The sequence below is a fragment of the Brevibacterium picturae genome (assembly GCF_900105045.1).
GTDB classification, from domain to species: Bacteria; Actinomycetota; Actinomycetes; order Actinomycetales; family Brevibacteriaceae; genus Brevibacterium; species Brevibacterium picturae.
The window spans coordinates 4,337,692-4,356,784 of the sequence record NZ_LT629739.1; the positions used below are offsets into that span (position 1 = coordinate 4,337,692).

Annotated in this window: 17 protein-coding genes and 1 other RNA gene; 10 read left to right on the forward strand and 8 right to left on the reverse strand. The window is 63.1% G+C overall.

Features of this window, described 5'->3' with window-relative positions:
* The first annotated feature begins 151 nt into the window (after window positions 1–151).
* The 3 genes from lipB to BLT92_RS19780 are packed head-to-tail and all read left to right on the forward strand — an operon-like array spanning window position 152 to window position 2,640.
* Entirely contained in the window at window positions 152–790 is a 639-nt protein-coding gene (gene lipB / locus BLT92_RS19770) for a lipoyl(octanoyl) transferase LipB (protein ID WP_092108427.1), read from the forward strand.
* A 10-nt stretch (window positions 791–800) separates the two neighbouring features.
* The gene (lipA, locus tag BLT92_RS19775; protein WP_092108429.1) at window positions 801–1,853 is read left to right on the forward strand and encodes a lipoyl synthase; all 1,053 of its coding nucleotides are present in this window, start codon (window positions 801–803) and stop codon (window positions 1,851–1,853) included.
* 55 nt (window positions 1,854–1,908) lie between these two features.
* A complete protein-coding gene (locus BLT92_RS19780) occupies window positions 1,909–2,640 on the forward strand; it encodes a DUF4191 domain-containing protein (protein WP_092108431.1) in 732 nt (243 codons plus the stop codon).
* A gap of 130 nt (window positions 2,641–2,770) precedes the next feature.
* Here the strand turns inward: BLT92_RS19780 and BLT92_RS19785 are convergent, their stop codons facing one another.
* Complete coding sequence (locus tag BLT92_RS19785; RefSeq protein ID WP_092108433.1) at window positions 2,771–3,211, reverse strand: RDD family protein; 441 nt, start codon at window positions 3,209–3,211, stop codon at window positions 2,771–2,773.
* A 143-nt stretch (window positions 3,212–3,354) separates the two neighbouring features.
* Between BLT92_RS19785 and glnA (BLT92_RS19790) the strand changes: the two genes are divergently transcribed.
* Both glnA (BLT92_RS19790) and BLT92_RS19795 read left to right on the forward strand, forming a co-directional pair.
* Window positions 3,355–4,779, forward strand: a complete 1,425-nt coding sequence (glnA, locus tag BLT92_RS19790; RefSeq protein ID WP_092108435.1) for a type I glutamate--ammonia ligase — start codon at window positions 3,355–3,357, stop codon at window positions 4,777–4,779.
* 157 nt (window positions 4,780–4,936) lie between these two features.
* Window positions 4,937–6,400 (forward strand): mycothione reductase, encoded by a 1,464-nt coding sequence (locus BLT92_RS19795; RefSeq protein WP_092108437.1) that lies wholly within the window; start codon window positions 4,937–4,939, stop codon window positions 6,398–6,400.
* Between the two features lie 7 nt (window positions 6,401–6,407).
* On the opposite strand, the gene BLT92_RS19800 is transcribed toward BLT92_RS19795, so the two are convergent.
* The 3 genes from BLT92_RS19800 to BLT92_RS19810 are packed head-to-tail and all read right to left on the reverse strand — an operon-like array spanning window position 6,408 to window position 11,019.
* Window positions 6,408–9,449 (reverse strand): bifunctional [glutamine synthetase] adenylyltransferase/[glutamine synthetase]-adenylyl-L-tyrosine phosphorylase, encoded by a 3,042-nt coding sequence (locus BLT92_RS19800; protein ID WP_092108439.1) that lies wholly within the window; start codon window positions 9,447–9,449, stop codon window positions 6,408–6,410.
* A 4-nt stretch (window positions 9,450–9,453) separates the two neighbouring features.
* Window positions 9,454–10,812: a type I glutamate--ammonia ligase gene (gene glnA, locus BLT92_RS19805; protein WP_092108441.1), complete on the reverse strand. Its 1,359-nt coding sequence runs from the start codon at window positions 10,810–10,812 to the stop codon at window positions 9,454–9,456.
* 3 nt (window positions 10,813–10,815) lie between these two features.
* Complete coding sequence (locus BLT92_RS19810; RefSeq protein ID WP_092108443.1) at window positions 10,816–11,019, reverse strand: hypothetical protein; 204 nt, start codon at window positions 11,017–11,019, stop codon at window positions 10,816–10,818.
* A 396-nt stretch (window positions 11,020–11,415) separates the two neighbouring features.
* Here BLT92_RS19810 and ald point away from each other — a divergent pair, with 396 nt between their 5' ends.
* The gene (gene ald, locus BLT92_RS19815) at window positions 11,416–12,534 is read left to right on the forward strand and encodes an alanine dehydrogenase (protein ID WP_092108445.1); all 1,119 of its coding nucleotides are present in this window, start codon (window positions 11,416–11,418) and stop codon (window positions 12,532–12,534) included.
* A 149-nt stretch (window positions 12,535–12,683) separates the two neighbouring features.
* On the opposite strand, the gene BLT92_RS19820 is transcribed toward ald, so the two are convergent.
* Entirely contained in the window at window positions 12,684–13,409 is a 726-nt protein-coding gene (locus tag BLT92_RS19820) for a FadR/GntR family transcriptional regulator (RefSeq protein WP_092108447.1), read from the reverse strand.
* A gap of 169 nt (window positions 13,410–13,578) precedes the next feature.
* Between BLT92_RS19820 and map the strand changes: the two genes are divergently transcribed.
* Genes map through BLT92_RS19835 form a run of 3 tightly spaced genes read left to right on the forward strand, consistent with a single transcriptional unit; the run spans window position 13,579 to window position 16,009 of the window.
* Window positions 13,579–14,487 carry a type I methionyl aminopeptidase gene (gene map, locus BLT92_RS19825; RefSeq protein ID WP_092108449.1) on the forward strand — a complete coding sequence of 303 codons (909 nt, stop codon included), beginning with the start codon at window positions 13,579–13,581 and terminating at the stop codon, window positions 14,485–14,487.
* 1 nt (window position 14,488) lies between these two features.
* On the forward strand, window positions 14,489–15,322 hold the full coding sequence (ppgK, locus tag BLT92_RS19830; RefSeq protein ID WP_092108451.1) for a polyphosphate--glucose phosphotransferase: 834 nt from the start codon (window positions 14,489–14,491) through the stop codon (window positions 15,320–15,322).
* Window positions 15,323–15,379: 57 nt separating this feature from the next.
* Window positions 15,380–16,009, forward strand: a complete 630-nt coding sequence (locus BLT92_RS19835) for a hypothetical protein (protein WP_092108453.1) — start codon at window positions 15,380–15,382, stop codon at window positions 16,007–16,009.
* Between the two features lie 46 nt (window positions 16,010–16,055).
* Here BLT92_RS19835 and rnpB read toward each other — a convergent pair.
* Window positions 16,056–16,423, reverse strand: an RNA gene (gene rnpB / locus BLT92_RS19840) — RNase P RNA component class A.
* 173 nt (window positions 16,424–16,596) lie between these two features.
* Here rnpB and BLT92_RS19845 point away from each other — a divergent pair.
* Window positions 16,597–17,373: a YaaA family protein gene (locus BLT92_RS19845; RefSeq protein ID WP_092108455.1), complete on the forward strand. Its 777-nt coding sequence runs from the start codon at window positions 16,597–16,599 to the stop codon at window positions 17,371–17,373.
* Between the two features lie 47 nt (window positions 17,374–17,420).
* Here BLT92_RS19845 and BLT92_RS19850 read toward each other — a convergent pair whose 3' ends face one another.
* Together BLT92_RS19850 and BLT92_RS19855 are read right to left on the reverse strand one after the other, a co-directional pair.
* Entirely contained in the window at window positions 17,421–18,149 is a 729-nt protein-coding gene (locus BLT92_RS19850) for a zinc ribbon domain-containing protein (protein WP_092108456.1), read from the reverse strand.
* Between the two features lie 45 nt (window positions 18,150–18,194).
* On the reverse strand, window positions 18,195–19,028 hold the full coding sequence (locus BLT92_RS19855) for a Nif3-like dinuclear metal center hexameric protein (RefSeq protein WP_092108458.1): 834 nt from the start codon (window positions 19,026–19,028) through the stop codon (window positions 18,195–18,197).
* Window positions 19,029–19,093: the final 65 nt, after the last annotated feature.

Sequence of the window (19,093 nt, forward strand, 5' to 3'; positions counted from 1 at the left end):
TGGCCATTGATATGCAATACGAATGCGTTTGAGTCTCTTTAGTATCGTTTGCTATCGAACAGTATGTCAATAGGAATGGACCGCTCCATGGTGTCGAGGGTCATCTTCAATGAAATTGAACCCCCGCGACAAGAGACATAGTCTGGGGGACATGCCTCTGGTCACAGAAACGCTGGGATTCGCACCCGTCTACTCGGACTACCTGCGAACCTGGGACTTGCAGAAGACGTATCACGAAGAAGTGCTCGCCGGGGATCGCGAATCGACGATTCTCCTGCTCGAACACCCGCCGGTCTACACTGCCGGGAAACGCACCGAGGACCACGAGCGTCCCGATGACGGCACAGAAGTCATCGATGTCGACCGTGGCGGAAAGATCACCTGGCACGGGCCGGGACAGCTGGTGGCTTACCTCGTCTACAAGCTCAACGACACCAAAGAGGTCCGACTGTTCGTCTCGCAGCTCGAGGATTCGATGATAGAACTCCTCGCCGAGTACGACATCGAGGCCACCACCATCGAGGGGCGTGCGGGAGTCTGGATCCTCGGGGACGGAACCCGTCGCGACCGGAAGATCGGCGCGATCGGCATCCGCATCCACGAAGGCGTGACCATGCACGGCCTGGCACTGAACTGCAGCAACGACCTCGGCGCATACGAATCGATCATCGCCTGCGGTATCGCGGACGCCGACACCACGACCATGAGTGCGGAACTCGGTCGCAACGTGACACCCAAGGATGTCGCGAACCGCCTTGACGAGATCCTGCACACCCACATCACAGCCTAGGAGAATTGACGTGACCATAGCGCCAGAAGGCCGCCGCATGCTCCGTGTCGAGGCACGGAACTCAGAGACGCCGATCGAAGACAAGCCCGCCTGGATCAAGGCGAAGGCCCACATCGGCCCCGAATACACCTCTCTGAAGTCGCTGGTTCGCAAACAGGAGCTGCACACGGTCTGCGAAGAGGCCGGCTGCCCCAACATCTTCGAATGCTGGGAAGACCGAGAGGCGACGTTCCTCATCGGCGGCGAGCAGTGCACGAGACGCTGCGACTTCTGCCAGATCGACACCGGGAAACCTGCCGACTTCGATGCCGATGAGCCCCGTCGCGTGGCCGCCTCGGTCGCGGAGATGGGACTGCGCTACTCGACGATCACCGGCGTGGCTCGCGACGACCTCGACGACGGCGGCGCGTGGCTGTACGCGGAGACCGTGCGACAGATCCACAAACTTGACTACTCCGACGGCAGCGGCACGGGAGTCGAACTCCTCATTCCCGACTTCAACGCCGAGCCGGATCAGCTGGCTGAGGTCTTCTCCTCCCGCCCGGAGGTGCTGGCCCACAACGTCGAGACGGTCCCCCGGATCTTCAAGCGCATTCGGCCGGCATTCCGGTACGAGCGCTCCCTGTCCGTGATCACCCAGGCGCGCGAGGCTGGCCTGATCACGAAGTCGAACCTCATGCTGGGCATGGGTGAGACCAACGAAGAGGTCATCGCTACCCTGCAGGATCTCCACGATGCCGGTTGCGATCTCATCACGATCAACCAGTACCTGAGGCCCTCCCCTCGGCACCATCCGGTCACCCGATGGGTTAAGCCGGCCGATTTCGTGATGCTGCGCGACGCAGCGGAGGACATCGGATTCCTGGGCGTCATGTCCGGCCCGCTGGTGCGCTCTTCGTACCGTGCCGGTCGCTTGTGGGCCACGGCCATGCGCCACCGCGGAGACGCGATTCCCGCCCATCTATCCCACCTTGACAAGCACACTCCCGCCAAGCAGGAGGCACAGGCCGTTGTGGATACCTTCGGCCCGGGCGAAGAGGTAGACTTGACTGCTGAGCAATGAGAACGCTCGAGGCTTCGCCTCGACGTCGATACGCCATTCAAGAGCAAGTGAGAGCATGAGCGAAGAACCGCGCAAAGGACTTTTCCGCCGGAAGCCCAAGGATCCGAACAAGAAGCCGGGTCGCCTGGCGCAGATGAAGCAGGTCTATGAGCTGTCGGCCAAGCACAACAAGGCCACTCCTTGGCTGCTTGCCGCAGCGGTCCTCGGTTGCACGCTCGTGGGCCTGCTGGCTGGGCTCATCTTCGGTGGAGCGGTCTTCACAACGATCCTCGGCTTCATGGTGGGTCTGCTGCTCGGCATGTTCATGCTCGGCCGTTTCGCTGAGACTGCCGCGTTCGCGCAGATGGACGGACAGTCCGGTGCCTTCGGTGCCGTGCTCAACACCGCCCGCCGCGGATACCTGATGGACGATAAGCCCATCGCCATCGACCCGAAGAGCCGTGACCTCGTGTTCCGCACGACCGGTCGTGCAGGAGTCGTCCTCCTCAGCGAGGGCCCGAAGGGACGCAGTGCGAAGCTGCTGGCCAAGGAGAGGAAGCGCCACGAGCGCATTCTGCCCAACGTCCCGGTCCACACCTTTCAGGGTGGCAATGAAGAGGGTCAGCTGAAGATGAAGCAGGTCGTCCCTGCAGTCCAGAAGCTTCCCCGTAAGCTCAACAAGGCAGAGGTGCTGGCCGTGCGCAATCGCCTCGCCGCTCTCGGCACTCAGGGCACCCGCCCTCCGATCCCGAAGGGAATCGATCCGAACAAGGCTCGGCCGAACCACAAAGCGATGCGCGGACGCTGATCCGCCCGGACAGGCTTCATCTGTCCACAACAGCAGAGGGCCACCAACTCGTTTGAGTCGGTGGCCCTCTGCTGTTTTGAGTAGCTGGCTCCCTGCTGTGCAGGCCCGGTTCTCAGCCTTCGTCACGGCCTCAGCGTTTGAGAATGAGTGTGCCGGCAGCCAGATCGTGGAGACCGCGATTGTCGCGGTTGAAGATCAGCGCGGGAATGACGAGGACGACCAGAGCAGTGCGGATGAGTGCTTTGGCAAACCCCGGCACATGACCGTCCAGGCGACGGACCTCGATGCCGAAGATCCTATGACCGATCGTGTATCCGAGAGTGGACACGAGCAGGAAGTGCTCCAGGGCGAAGAGACCCGGAGCCAGGAACGGATTGGACGAGCCGATCAGGTTTGCGATGGCCAGGCACAAGAACCAATCCACCAGGAGCCCCAGCAGTCTGCGCCAGGCGGGAGCGAGTGAATGTGAGCCGGTCTCCGGCAATCCCAGGCGCCTGCCCGGCCAATCGCCGTCTTCTCGCTCAATCTTGGGCCCTTCAAGCCAGGATCCGAGGTCATCACGATTAATCACGGACCCAGTTTACCCAAATCCAACCTGGACGAACCCTCAGGAAACATGCCCGAAACATGGACGTCATCAGCACTTCACCTGCTTGCAACTAAGATTGGGAATGGTCAAGACAAACGACCACCATAATCTAACTAGGAGACTAAGTGTTCTCGTCTGCTGAAGAACTCGTCAACTACATCTCGGAGAACGACGTCAAATTCGTTGACGTCCGTTTCTGCGACCTCCCCGGTGTCGTCCAGCATTTCAACCTTCCTGCAGCCTCGTACGGCACGGAAGAGATCACCGAAGGTCTGCTCTTCGACGGTTCCTCAATCACGGGCTTCCAGGGCATCCACGAGTCGGACATGAAGCTGCTCGCCGATGTCTCATCGGCCTACATCGACCCTTTCCGTGAGGCCAAGACCTTGGTCATCACGCACTCGATCGTCGATCCCTTCACCGATGAGCCCTACTCTCGGGACCCTCGCCAGGTTGCGGCCAAGGCCGAGGCCTACCTCGAGAGCACCGGCATCGCCGACACCGTCTTCTTCGGCGCCGAGGCGGAGTTCTACCTCTTCGACTCCATCCGCTACCAGAACACCCCGGGCAGCAGCTTCTATACGATCGACTCCGAGGAAGCTGCCTGGAACACGGGCGAAGACGAGCCCGGCGGCAACCTCGGCTACAAGACCCCGTTCAAGGGCGGATACTTCCCCGTCTCCCCCCAGGATAAGTTCGCCGACATCCGCGATCAGATGTCGCTGACGCTGGAGCAGATCGGCTTCGAGATGGAGCGGGCCCACCATGAGGTCGGCACCGCAGGACAGCAGGAGATCAACTACAAGTTCAAGACCCTGCAGCATGCCGGCGATCAGCTCCTGGACTTCAAGTACGTGATCAAGAACACGGCCTACGAACTCGGCAAGTCGGCCACCTTCATGCCCAAGCCGCTCTTCGATGACAACGGTTCGGGCATGCACTGCCACCAGTCGCTGTGGAAGAACGGTGAGCCGCTGTTCTACGACGAGAACGGCTACGGCGGTCTCTCAGATCTGGCTCGCTGGTACATCGGCGGCCTCATCGAACACGCCGGCGCAGTGCTGGCCTTCACCAACCCGACGATCAACTCGTACCGTCGCCTCGTGCCCGGATACGAAGCTCCCGTCAACCTGGTCTACTCGGCTCGCAACCGCTCCGCCGCGATCCGCATCCCGGTCACCGGCAGCTCGCCGAAGGCCAAGCGCCTCGAGTTCCGCGTTCCGGACCCGTCGACCAACCCCTATCTGGCCTTCTCAGCCCAGCTGATGGCCGGCCTCGACGGAATCCGCAATCGCATCGAGCCCCCGGAGCCCATCGACAAGGACCTCTACGAGCTCCCACCAGAGGAAGCCAAGGACATCAAGCTGGTCCCCGGCTCCCTCGATGAGGCGCTCATCGAGCTCGAGAAGGACCACGACTTCCTCACCGCGGGCGACGTCTTCACCTCCGACCTGATCGAGACGTGGATTCGGATCAAGCGTGAGAATGAGATCGACGTTGCACGTCTGCGTCCGACTCCGACAGAATTCGAGCTCTACTACGCACTCTGAGCCACAGTCCTAGGGCTCGCGGACTGCTCCAAGGCGTATGTGCCAGCAGCTGCAGGGAATACAGTGGGGGCGTCACGGGTTGCCACCCGTGGCGCCCTTCAGCGCTTCTGACCAGGGCGGCCTTCTATGGTGACCACAACTGACACAGGGATGGACAATGACGCATTTCGATCTCCTTCTGATCGGCACAGGCTCGGGGAACATGTTCCTCGACGACAGATTCTCCGGCCTCAACGTGGCGATTGCTGAGGAGTGGCACTTCGGCGGAACCTGCCTCAACGTCGGGTGCATTCCGACGAAGATGTTCGTCTATCCCGCCACGATCGCCGAACAGGCTGCCGACGCGAAGCACTACAACCTCTCTACAGAGTTCAACAGCGTCGACTGGCCGGCGCTGCAGAAGCGCATCTTCGACCGTGTCGACGCCATCGAAGCCGGAGGCCGGGAGTACCGCAGCGGCGATCGCCAACCCAATGTCACTGTTCTGGCAGAACACGTTCACTTCACTGGTACCAAGACGGTGCGCACCGCCTCGGGCCAGGAGATCACTGCCGATCGCATCGTCATCGCGGCCGGCGCCTCCCCTGTCATCCCCGCAGCCGAAGGCCTGGATCCGCAGCGTGTGGACACCGACGGCTATCCCGTGTTCACGTCGAACTCGATCATGCGCATTCCTGAGAAGCCCGAACGGCTGGTCATCATCGGATCCGGCATCATCGCAATGGAGTTCGCCCACGTCTTCGCCGGGTTCGGCACCGAGGTGACGGTGATCGCACGTGGCCCCCGCCTGCTCGGCAACATCGACGAGGAGGTCTCACAGGAGTTCACGGACCTCTTCGAACGCACCCATACGGTTCACCGCGGAGCCGAGGTCGCCTCATACAGTTTCGACGACGATCAGGTGAGACTGACTCTGAAAGCCAGCGGCCGCCTCGGCGAGGTTGAACTTCCGTCTCAGATCGAGACTGATGCTGTCCTCATCGCCACCGGTCGGACCCCGAACACCGCCGGCCTGGATGCTGCGGATGCCGGCTTCGACGTCCTTGATGACGCTCGTCTGCGCGTCGATTCAGCTCAGCGCGTGCTGGCACACGGCCAACCGGTCCCCGGCGTGTTCGCACTCGGCGACATCAGCTCCCCACACCAGCTCAAGCACGTCGCCAATCATGAAGCCGATGTCGTCGGCGACAACCTCGCCGTCGACGTGGCGGCGGGCGAACCCGGCGCTGCCGCCGAGGCGGAGCTGCGGTCGGTCAATCATCGTGCGGTCCCGGGGGCTGTGTTCACCTCGCCCCAGGTGGCCTACGTCGGCATCACCGAAGACGAGGCACGGCGTGCCGGGTACGACGTGAGTGTCAAGGTTCAGAAGTACTCCGACGTGGCGTACGGCTGGGCGATGGCCGATGACCCCGGGATCGTGAAGATCATCGCGGACAAGGCGTCTCGACAGATCCTGGGCGCGCATATCGTCGGTCATGAAGCATCGATGATCGTCCAGCCCCTCATCCAGGCGATGGCATTCGGACAGCCCGCGGACCAGATGGCCAAGGGCCAGTACTGGATCCATCCCGCGCTGCCCGAGGTCGTCGAGAACGCGCTCCTGGGCCTCGAATTCGACTGAGGGCGCTTCAGAACCCGTAGAAGTGGTGCTCCATGATGTTCCTCGCATGCCGCGTGGCGCGCAGGTAGTCGTCTTCGAGTTCGTGGCCGCCTCCCGCAGCGTATCCGAGGAGCCGGGCCGTGGCCTCGAGCTCGAAGTGCTCCTCCGGCAGCGACTGCGCTGTGCGCCCCCGATACAGCATCACGGCTGATCGGACATCGGTCGCCAGCTGCCACGCGGCAGCGAGCTCCTCGGCGTCGTCTGTCGGCATCAGGCCTTCCTCGGCAGCGGCACCGAGTGCCGACAGCGTCGACGTGGTCCGGAGTCCGGCGATCCGGTGGGCGTGTTGCAGCTGCAGTAGCTGGACCGTCCACTCGACGTCGGAGAGACTGCCCCGGCCGAGTTTGAGATGTCGCCTCTTGTCCGCGTTGCGGGGCAAGCGCTCATCCTCCATCCTGGCCTTGAGCGTGCGAACCTGGGTCAGTGACTTCGTCGGCATGTCGACGGGGTACCGCAGACCGTCTATGAGTTCCGTGAAGTCCTCGATGAGACCGGAATCACCGGCGACGGGGCGGGCTCTCAGCAGCGCCTGTGCCTCCCATGGTTGGGACCACTTCGCGTAATAGGCCCGGTAGGAGGACAGAGTGCGGACCAGTGGCCCGTTCTTCCCTTCCGGCCGCAGGTCGGCGTCGAGATCGACGCCCTGGGCCGCCTCGCTGGCCTTGAGCCGGCTCCCCATGCCGAGTGCGACCTTGTTGACGTGTTTGCTCAGCTTCGCCTTCTCCTCGGCCCCAAGCTCCTCACCGACGCTGCGATAGACGAAGGTGACGTCGGCATCGGAGAAGTAGCCGATCTCGCTTCCGCCCCACCGGCCCATCGCGATGACCGCAAACTCGTAGGACGGGGTGTCGGGTTGGTCGAGGTCGATGCGAACGGCCTGCAGCGCGCTGCTGACCGTGAGATCCATCAGGGCCGCGAGGTCGCCGGGGATTTCCGCCCGATCTCCGACGCCGAGGACGTCACGCAGAGCGATCCGCAGAAGCTCACGGCTGTAGGTCTCACGAATCGGAGTGATCGCCGAAGCCCCATGCCGTTTGAGCAGACCGCCGACTTCGGCCTCCAGAGCCTTCGGATCGCGCGATGTGAGGTTGTCGAAGTTGTCCAACCAGGCCACTGCGGCGGGTTGGCGCAGGAGCAGTTCACTGGCATAGCCGGACAGTGAGAGAACCTCCGCGACCGACTTCGCGGCCAGACCGGAGTCGCGCAGCATCTTGAGGAACCAGCCGGAGGACGACAGCGAGTCCGTGAGCCGACGAAACGCCAGAAGCGCGGCATCGGGGCTGACTCCGTCGGAGAACCAGTCCAGCAGTGCCGGCAGGACCTGTTTGATGACCAGCGCTGTCCGCGACATGCCCGACGTCAGCGCCTTGATATGGGCCAGAGCGCCCTGCGGGTCGCGGTAGCCGAAGGCCCGGAGCCGATCGGCAGCTGCCTGCATGCTGCTGCCCCGGTTGTGGGCGTCGACGACAGCACCATGCACGCCGACGGCGGCATCGAGGATGGGGCGGTAAAAGATCTGGTCGTGCAGGCGGGTAACCTGCTTCGCATAGTCCTTGCGTGTGTCCTCGAGCCGGGCTCCGGTCCGAGAACCTGAGGTGAAGACCGATCGGGCGAGGATGCGCAGCTTCTCATCGTCGTCGGGGATGAGCGCGTTGCGCAGCATCCGCGGAATCTGGACCCGGTGCTCGACCACCCGCATGAAACGGTAGGCCGAGGAGAAGACGAAGGCGTCCTCCTTCCCGATGTACCCGTGTTCGCCCAGCTCTTCCAAGGCCATCAGCGTGTTCGGGGTGCGGATGTCCTCGTCCGTACTGCCGTGGACGAGCTGCAGCAGCTGGGCGGAGAACTCCACATCACGCAGTCCCCCGCGTCCCAGCTTGATCTGCCGGGGCGCTTCGGCGGCGGGGATGAGGTCGACGACGCGACGTCGCATCGAGCGGATGCCATCGATGAAGCCCTGCCTGCTGGCGGCCTCCCACACCAGCGGCAGGAGCGTCTCGACGAACTCCTCACCCACTCCGACGTCGCCAGCGACGGGCCGTGCTTTGAGGAGGGCCTGGAACTCCCAGTTCTTCGCGATGTCGGCATAGTAGCGGGTGAACTCCGACATCGTCCGCACCAGGGCACCCGCCTTGCCCTCTGGCCGCAGCGCCGTGTCGACCTCCCATAGGGCCGGCTCAGCACCCGCGTCGGAGAGGATGCTGCGCATGCGTTGGGCGAGCTCCGTGGCCAGGTCGCGCTGCTCATCACTCGTCGCCGAGTCGAGAACGAAGACCACATCGACATCGGAGACGTAGTTGAGCTCGCGTGCCCCGGTCTTGCCCAGAGCGATCACAGCGATGCGGACGCTGCCTTCGGGGTCGAGCTCTGCCCTGGCGATGGCCAGTGCAGCGTCCATGGCGGCAGCGGCCAGGTCCGAGAGCACGGCCATGACGTGATCGACGATCTCCTCGGGAGCCTCGGCGACAAGGTCATCGGCGACGAGTCGCAGCTGTGAATCGCGATAGGTGCGGCGCAGATCCTTGATCGCCTCCTCGCCGAGGTGGTTCGCCGTGGGTGCCGGATCTTCAGGATCGGCTCCCACGCTTGCCAGCAGATCGTTGCGCAGCGATACCGCCGAGGCGGCAGGGGTGGAGATCATCAGGAACGGCGACTTCTCCACCAGCTGCGGCAGAGACTCCGGATGTCGCACGAGGTGGTCGACCATCGCTTCCGAGGTGCCCATGACTGCGAGCACACGACGAAGCAGAGCGCGGTCGAGTTCGTCTTCTGCCAGATCGGGTCCGGTCGACGAACGGACGGCCTCGAGGAACGCCGGTGCGGACTCCCCCGCGGCCTCCAGGACCCGCAGCAGGCCGAGCGCAGCCTGGTGCGGATCCGGAGTCGCCTCGAGGAGGTCGATGAAGCGCGAGTCCGTGGCCAAGGGCTGGCCCAGGAGTTCGTTGATCTCGTCGAGGAAGCGGGCGGCTGACTCGGAGACGACCGAGGTGCGCGAAGTGATCCGGGACATGGGACTACATCGAGGTGAAGTGTTTGCTGAGTTCGAACGGGGTGACCTGAGCACGGTAGTCGTTCCATTCCTGGCGCTTGTTGCGCAGGAAGAAGTCGAAGACCTCCTCGCCCAGGGTCTCAGCCACCAGATCCGACTGCTCCATGATCTCGAGGGCGTGGGACAGGCTGGACGGCAGTGCCTGGATTCCCATGGCGCGACGCTCCGTGTCCGAAAGCTGCCAGACGTTGTCCTCGGCCTCCTCGGGCAGCTCGTAGCCCTCTTCGATTCCCTTCAGCCCGGCAGCGAGCATGAGCGCATAGGACAGGTACGGGTTGGCAGAGGAGTCGAGGGCCCGGTATTCGATGCGAGCCGACGACGACTTCCCCGAATTGTATTGGGGCACGCGCACCAGGGCCGAACGGTTCCGGTGCCCCCAGGAGATGTAGGACGGTGCCTCGTGACCGGTCCACAGTCGCTTGTAGGAGTTCACATGCTGATTCGTCACTGCGGTGATCTCCGCGGCATGGGTGAGGAGGCCGGCGATGAATTGCCTGCCCGTCCTCGACAACTGGTACATGGCACCGGGTTCGAAGAACGCGTTGTTCTCTCCCTCGAAGAGCGAGACATGAGTGTGCATGCCGCTGCCCGGGTGATCGTTGAGCGGTTTGGGCATGAAGGATGCGTATACGCCCTGAGAGATCGCGACTTCTTTGATCACCGACCGGAAGGTCATGATGTTGTCGGCCATGGTCAGAGCATCGGCATAGCGCAGGTCGATCTCGTTCTGACCCGGGCCGGCTTCGTGGTGGGAGAACTCGACGGACAGGCCCATGGCCTCAAGCATGGTGACAGCGGAGCGGCGGAAGTCGTTGGCCGTGCCGCCGTTGACATGGTCGAAGTAGCCGGCCGTGTCAACGGGTATCGGCCTGGTCCCCTCGATGATGCCGGTGCTGGGGTCGAGGTTGTCCGATTTGAACAGGTAGAACTCGATCTCCGGGTGAACATAGAACGAGAACCCCTTCTCCGCTGCCTTTGCCAGCGTCCGTTTGAGGACATTGCGGGGATCGGCCTGGGCTGGTTCTCCCCCGGGAACGTGGATGTCGCAGAACATCCGTCCGGTGGGTTCCGTCTCACCGCGCCACGGCAGCAGCGAGAAGGTCGAAGGGTCGGGCTTGAGAACCATATCGGCCTCGTAGACCCGGGAGAGCCCTTCGACGGCGGAACCGTCGAAGCCGATGCCTTCAGAGAAGGCACCCTCGAGCTCTGCCGGGACCACTGCGACCGACTTCAGCCCGCCGAGGACGTCGGTGAACCACAGGCGGATGAAGCGGACCTCACGATCTTCGACGGTGCGAAGAACGAACTCTTCCTGACGCGACATTCCTCAGCCGTTCCACTTCTTGTCGTCCTCTTCCCACTCCTCATTGCGGGCCTTGGCCCGTTCGAGGGCGGCTCGAGCCACTTCCTCGGTCTCATACGGACCCATGCGATGATCCGCGTCGCTGACCAGGCCGCGCTCGACCTCGTTGGTCTGCAGATTGAAGTAGTACTTCGAATCGGCATCGTCGATATCTTTGAACAGTCCCATGTCGAGCCCTCCATCGCGGGTGTGGTGAATCCCTGACAGATTTCAGCTTACCGGTTCTGTCTCGTGCCGCCAGGACCTCACCGCACTCCATCGCCACGGGAGAAATGGCGACCTTGCCGGAGGCCGGAAGCTGACGCTCATCGGTCTCCGGCCCCTGCGCCTCTTTCAGTGTGCGCTGGGCATCAAAAAATGACACGTTTTGTGTCTGAGGGCCACAGAAAATGATGTTTCCGTATCAGTCGGAGCAATATCCCACCGATTCCGCAGAGATTGTCACGAATCCTGGTAATAAAGGTTTGCCCTCCAGACCTTCAACGGAATACAGTGAGATGCATCCTCAGCCATGCGTGAAACTGGCTGGAACTGCCCACGGGGCAACATAAGAGAAGGAAAGCTATGCGCATTTCAGTGCCCACAGAGGTCAAGAACAACGAGTTCCGCGTCGCCATCACCGCTGCCGGTGTCCACGAGCTCGTTGCCCACGGACATGACGTCACGGTCCAGGCCGGTGCCGGCGTTGGGTCATTCATCACCGATGATGAGTACACCTCCGCCGGCGCCACCATCGCCCCCGACGCGGAATCGACCTGGACCGCCGGTGACATGGTCCTCAAGGTCAAGGAACCCATCGCCGAGGAATACGGTTTCCTGCGCAAGGACCTGATCCTGTTCACCTACCTGCACCTGGCCGCGGATGAAGCGCTGACACAGGCGCTGATGAACGCCGGGACCACTGCCATCGCCTACGAGACGGTCCAGCCCAACGGCGGAGGACTTCCGCTGCTGGCGCCGATGAGTGAGATCGCCGGTCGGCTCTCGACGCAGGTCGGTGCCCACAGCCTGCTCAAGGCCTCGGGCGGGCGCGGGATCCTGCTCTCGGGTGTCCCCGGTGTCGAGCGTGCCAACGTCGTCGTCATCGGTGCCGGTGTCGCCGGCACCAATGCCGCTCGGATGGCGCTGGGTCTGGGCGCCAACGTCGAAGTCATCGACATCAACATTCCCCGCCTGCGCCAGATCGATGAGACCTTCGCCGGTGCGATCGCGACGAAGGTGTCGAACAAGTACGAGATCACGAAGTCCCTGGCCTCTGCCGACCTAGTCATCGGCTCGGTGCTCATTCCCGGCAAGAAGGCACCGAAGCTCGTCACCGACGAGATGGTTGCGGGCATGAAGCCGGGCTCGGTCCTCGTCGACATCGCCATCGATCAGGGTGGCTGCTTCGAGAACTCGCGTGCGACCACGCATGATGATCCCACGTTCGAGGTGCACAACTCGATCTACTACTGTGTGGCGAACATGCCCGGCGCTGTTCCGAACACGGCCACGGCAGCGTTGACGAACGCGACTCTGCCCTTCGCCGTCAAGATCGCCAACCAGGGATGGCATTCAGCGCTGTCGAAGGATTCGGCCCTGGCGCGTGGACTCAACATCCACAATGGTCACGTCACCAACGACAATGTCGCCGAGGCCTTCGGTCTTGAGGCTGTCACCGTCGAACACGCCCTGGCGAACTGACACCGGAGGTCACTGACGCCTGAGATCGGGGGCTCCCAGCGCTTGATCTCAGGCCGAGAGCTCGCACATGCACAGTTTGCACACGAGGAGGGCCGACACCATGCGCTGGTGTCGGCCCTCCTCGTGTTGTGTGCCTCGGCGAGTGTGCCTCAGCCTTGGGGCGGCATCGTCGTCGACCGGAAGTGCTCCTCGCACAATCGCCCGGCTGCCGGTGCGTCGTGGGTGGCGATCGCTTCGACGATGGCCGCATGATCGGCCACCGCGTGCTCGAACAGCTCGTGGGAGAACGGATCGTGCCGGAATCCCGCATTGATCCTGGTGTCGATGTCGACAGCCATGCGGACAAGCTCCGGGTTGTGGCCGGCCCGCGCAATGGCGAAATGGAACTGGGCATCGGCTGTTCTGGCCACGGTGGCCTCGGCGCGTTCGGAATATCTCTGCGCCAGTTCCCGAAGTCCGGTCAGCTCCTCGTCGGTCCGTCGCAGTGCCGCAGTCGCGGCCACGCTGTGCTGGAAGATCGCACGCGCATCGAGGAGGTTTCGGCGTTCGGCATGGAATTCTCCGATGCGATCGGCCATCGGCGCGAGTGCAGTCGGCTCCGCGTTGGACACGAATGTCCCTCCGCCGCGTCCACGACGCCGTTCGACGACGCCCAGACGCTCCAAGCGCAGCAGGGCCGCCCTCACGCTCGAGCGGGAGACCTGTAGGTCGGCGGCAAGTGCCCTCTCACCGGGGAGCAGCGTCCCTTCGGGCAATGCACCCACTGCGATGCCGGAGAGGATGTGGTCGGCGATCTGCTGTGGTGCGCTCGTCAGGCTCACCACGTCGCTGAGACCGGAGAACTCGTGACTCGCAGAGCCAGTCTGCTCGTTCATCGCTGCCCCTTCCGCATCATCGTCTCTGTTGTCAGTGGTTCCCGCCCGTCGTGGACACGGGTGACACCCCTTGGCTTCACTCTATTATCCTCGCCGCAGGGCGGGTGACATCGACAGGCATCGCAACTGTGGAATATCTGGACGCAACGGCTCTAGAATCGAAAGCACCATGACTGATACTCCTCGCCTGCTCACGCCCGGAACCGTCTCCCCCGAACTGCCCGTCCCGCTGAACATCACCAGACCCGAATACGTCGGTCGGGCAGATGCCGACGAAGGCCGGGGCAGCAACTTCTACTCCGCCGAAGACATCGAAAAGGTCCGCACGGCCGGAAGGATCGCGGCGAATACGCTGGCGGCCGTCGGCGAGATGATCGAACCCGGAGCGACCACCGACGCGATCGACCGTGTCGCCCACGAATACATGTGCGACCACGGTGCTTATCCCTCGACCCTGGGCTACCGGGGTTTCCCGAAATCGGTGTGCACCTCGCTCAATGAGGTCATCTGCCACGGCATACCCGACTCGACAGTCATCGCCGACGGAGACATCGTCAACGTCGACATCACCGCCTACATCGACGGCATGCACGGAGACACGAACTACACCTTCTACGCCGGCGATGTCGACGAGGAGTCCCGCCTGCTCGTGGAACGGACATGGGAAGCCACCATGCGCGGCATCAAGGCCGTCAAGCCGGGCCGTGAGATCAACGTCATCGGACGGGTCATCGAGAAGTATGCGAAACGCTTCGGCTACGGTGTCGTCCGCGATTACAGCGGGCACGGAGTCGGCCGTGAGTTCCACTCGGGACTCATCGTCCCCCACTACGATGCCGCACCTGCCCACGCCGAGGTGATGGAACCGGGCATGATCTTCACGATCGAACCGATGCTCAACCTCGGCACCGTCGACTGGGACGTCTGGGACGACGCCTGGACCGTGGTCACGAAGGACAGGAAGCGCTCAGCCCAGTTCGAACACACACTCGTCGTCACCGAGGCCGGTGCCGACATCCTCACCCTCCCCGACGCCGATGCAGCCATCGCTGCGGGACCGACGACCCGACAGGACTGAGATGACCGACGATCAGCAGAGACGCTTCGCCATCGGACTCGACGTGGGCGGAACCGGAATCAAGGCCGGGCTCGTGGACACCGCGACCGGGAACCTCGCGTTCAAGCGTGTTCGAATCCTCACCCCCAAGCCGAGCACTCCGCCCGAAGTCGGATCGGCAATGGCAGACCTCCTCGAGAAACTCACTGTCACCGCGTTGGATCTCGGAGTCGTCGACGACCGCTCTACCCTGGACGCTCTGCCGATCGGATGCGGCTTTCCCGGAGTCATCCGTGATGACCACGTTGATTTTGCAGCAAACCTCGATCAGTCCTGGATCGGGTCGAACATCACCGCCATTCTCGCCGAGGCCACGGGTCGACGTTTCTACTTCATGAACGATGCCGATGCGGCTGGTCTGGCTGAGATGACTTTCGGAGCAGGTCGCAGGCATCGGAAGAAGACCGTGCTGCTGACAACTCTGGGCACCGGCATCGGCACCGCCCTGTTCACTCAGGGGCGCCTGGTCCCCTATACGGAGCTGGGGCACATCGAGATGAATGGCCGGGATGCCGAGACACAGGCGGCCGAATCGATCAAGGTGCGCGAGGACCTCAGCTACGAAGACTGGGCAGGCCGCCTGCAGCAGTACTATTCCCAGATCGAGCTGCTGGTCGCACCCGACGTCATCCTCATCGGCGGCGGAATCTCGAAATCACATGCACAGTTCCTGCCTCTGATCCGCACTCGCGCAGAGATGAAACCGGCAAAGCTGCTCAACAACGCGGGCATCGTCGGGGCAGCCATGCTGGCGGCCAACAACGGCAAAGCGAAGGTGAAGAAGGGGGCCGCATAGGTGCGAATCGACAGCTGCCCTGACAGGCTGCCACCCGGCTGCGAATAGGAGGCACGAATGAAGATACTCGCACGCGGCAGCCAGCTCGGACTCGTGCTCCTCTTGGCCATTCTGCTGATCGGCTTCACTGTGGCCCTGGCAATCACAGCCCTGTGGCCACAGGCCCTGCTTGCCGGCATCGTCATCGCCTGTTGCACAGCCATCTTCGTGATGATCGGCATGGTCAGGGTCGTCGGCCGACGCTGGGTGCTCTGGTTGGCAGTTCCGGCTGTGGCACTTGCTGGGCTCGCCGCGGTGATGTTGGCCGAGGACCTCGGTGTGAGTCGCACCGGTGAGCTGACCGAGGTCGTGATCGTCGATCACACGGTCGATGTGCACACCTCGCACAATACGAGCTCGCGGGAAGAACGCGAGGCCTACACGCACGAGTACATCCTCGAGCATCCCGACGGCACTCCGATCGAGAAGCCGATGATCTACCGCGGCGAGGACGGATACGACGATTTCGACACCGGCGACACCATCACCGCGTTCATCGATCCAGAGGGCAACTCCCCGACCGAACCAGCCGAAAATGTGAACATCGGTGCCGACATCGCCATCCTGATCGTGGGGCTGGTTGCCGTCATCGGCGTGTTCGGCATGTGCTCGCTGCTGTTGCTGCTGCGAGACACGAGGAGAGCCTAAGGCCCTCGACTCGCCTTTCGGCGGGGTGGGACCGGTCGGCTGAGGTGAGGACAGGCCACCGATACGCCGGGTTCTGTCATCGAGTCGGTTGCCCTTCTCGACGGACGGTCATCTATCTGGGACCGATGTTGCCACCGGCCTCGAGCAATCCACCCGACGACTCGGCGAGCAGCCTCGAACGTCGTCTGTCTGATCTTGCTCCGGATGGGGTTTACCCAGCGGCGCCGGTCACCCGGCACCCTGGTGGTCTCTTACACCACCGTTTCACCCTTACCCAGTCGAAACTGGGCGGTCTGCTTTCTGTTGCACTGGCCCGCGGGTTGCCCCGGGTGGGTGTTACCCACCATCCCTGCTCTGCGGAGCCCGGACGTTCCTCAGCCCTCGTGAGAGAGCCGCGACCGTCTGGTGACCTGTCCTCGAGTACAGAAGTCTACCCTCATTGCTCGGAATCAGCGGCCAGATCCGCGTACTCCCCCGGTCCAGTCCGTCTGCGCACCGGACACCTCGCCGCAGGCGCGATGGAGGGGTGATGAAACTAACGTCGACAGCGAATCGAAGCCGACGCGTCGGCGACCTACGATGGTGAGGTGAAGATCCTATTGCCACCTTCAGAAGGTAAGACCCCCGCCAGTTCGGGTCCCCCACTCGATCTCCCCGAGCTCTCGACTCCGGATCTCACCCCGCAGCGAAAGAAGGTTCTCACTGCCCTGCAGAAGGTCTCCAAACGCAAGGACGCGTTAGAGCAGCTAGGCGTGGGCGCCTCACTTTCAACCGAGGTCGAACGCAATATCAGCCTTGACACCATTCCCTGCGCCCCGGCCCTGCTGACATATTCCGGTGTTCTCTACGAAGCGATGGGTGCGCCCGATCTCGTCGCCGATGCCATGTCCGACGAGACCCTGGCACAGCGGATGCGGAATGTGCATGTGTTCTCGGCACTCTTCGGCCAGGTGAACGGACTTGATCCGATTCCGGCCTATCGGCTGGCGATGAAGACGGACCTGGGCACCCTGGGGAAGCTCGCATCCTGGTGGAAGCCGGTTCTGAGCAAGTCCTTCACCGTCGACCCCGCCGAGGTGATCCTGGACTGCCGTTCCAGTGATTACCGGGCCGCGTGGCCAGGGCCCCACGAGCAGGTCATTGCACTGGGCGCAGTCAAAGTCACCGATTCCAAACGCAGCGTCGTCTCCCATTGGGCGAAGTATTATCGCGGCGAACTCGTCGGTCGACTGCTCTCAGATGATCGGAAGCTGCCCACCACCGCCGAGGAGCTGGTCTCGCGGGCAGAGGAGTCCTATGAGGTCGAGTTCACTCCCCATGCCAAGAGCAAACCGGCGGCGCTGACCATCGTCCTGCGTGACTGAGCGTGCGACGCGACTGAGACGTTTCCGCGTCCGCAGCGGGTCGTGCCTCAACCCTTACGCAGCAGAACCGCCTCGCACTCTTCGCACTCATAGGTCTGGTTCGGGTCCTCGAGCAGCATTTCCTTCCACGCCATACCGCTGATCTCCTGGCCGCAGGCCTGACAGTTCGGACCGTTCAGCACGGCGGCCCCGGGCCCGCCCTGTGCGACGTTGTGGTCGAACTGGCGAACCAGAGCGTCGGGCAGGTCGGACTTGAGCTTCTGCGCTGAGGCGCTGTTGGTCTCGAGCTCGGCGGCCAACTCCGATTTGCGGTCCTTGATGGCCGTCTGCGTGGCACGGCCCGATGCGATCACCTCGGCGAGGGAGGACTCGACGTCCGAGAGGGCGGCCTCAGCGGCTTCGAGTTCCTCCATGGAGGAGAGCTCAGCCTCCTCGAGTTCAGCGACCCGTTCCTCGTGACCCGAGATCTCATTTTGCAGATTCACGAGGTCTCGGCTGGTCAGGCCGGTGCCGTCGTTGAGCTCGACGGTCTTCTTCCTGATCTGCCCATTCTGAGCCTCGATGGCCGCGGCATGCTCGGCGACTTCGGTCTGGAACTTCTCCACCACCTCCGCAGCCTCAGCTTTCTTGGCCTCGAGATCTTTGTGGGAAGACACGAGATCCTTCAGCGCCGAGGCCTGATTGGGATTGTCGTGTTCGTGCCGCAGCGCGCGCCCGTGGGCGGCGAGCTCGATGAGAGATTCGAGTTCTGTGCGTTGTTCGGCCGTGATCAGCATGGGGAAATCCTTGTCATCGAAGCGTCTGGGGTCAAGTGCACGGGGTCAATAGCGTTCGACCCAGGGGTCGGTGTTGACCGCCGAATGCTGCAGGGCGACAGTGAGCCCGCGATCGGCGAATTCGGTCTCCAACTGCTGTGCCGCGGCGGTCAGCCAGACGGTTTCCGAGGCCCAGTGGGAGACGTCGATGAGCTGTGGTCGACCTTCCTGCCTGTTGGCAGTGTCACGGGCCTCGGTGGCCGGATGGTGACGAAGATCAGCGGTGATGTAGACCTCTGCACCACTGGCGCGGACCTCGTTGAACAGGGAGTCTCCTGCTCCCCCGCAGACGGCGACCCGAGTCACCGTCGCCGCTGGATCGCCGGCGATGCGCACCCCGGTCGTCGTCCGCGGCAGGCTGTTCGAAAGGCTCCGGGCGATATCTCGCACGGGAGTCGGCGTGGCCAGGTCTCCGACCCGGCCGATCCCGGTGGTCAATCCTTCTCCATGGGGCACGAGTGGCTGCGCGTCGTCGATCCCCAGCAGGGAGATGAGCACGTCGGAGACTCCCCCGCGTGCGGAGTCGGCGTTCGTATGGGCGTTAAACAGAGCAATGTCATTGCTGATCAGCGTGTGGACGGCACCGCCCTTGAGGGTTGCGGCATTGACCGACTTCACGGGTTTAAGCATCAGCGGATGATGGTTGAACACCAGGTCCGAGCCCAGGACCACCGCCTCGGCGATGACCGCATCCATCGGATCGAGCGCGAGCAGGATCGAACGCACCTCGGCATCGGGATCACCCACGGCCAGACCGACCGAATCCCAGCTCTCTGCCAGGGCCGTCGGCCACAGTGCTTCGAACACGTCGACACATTCGCTGACCTTCGGGTATCTCATGCCACCACAGTATTACATCCGCGCAGCACCGGTCAGGCGATGGTCACCGCGTTGCCTCGGCACTG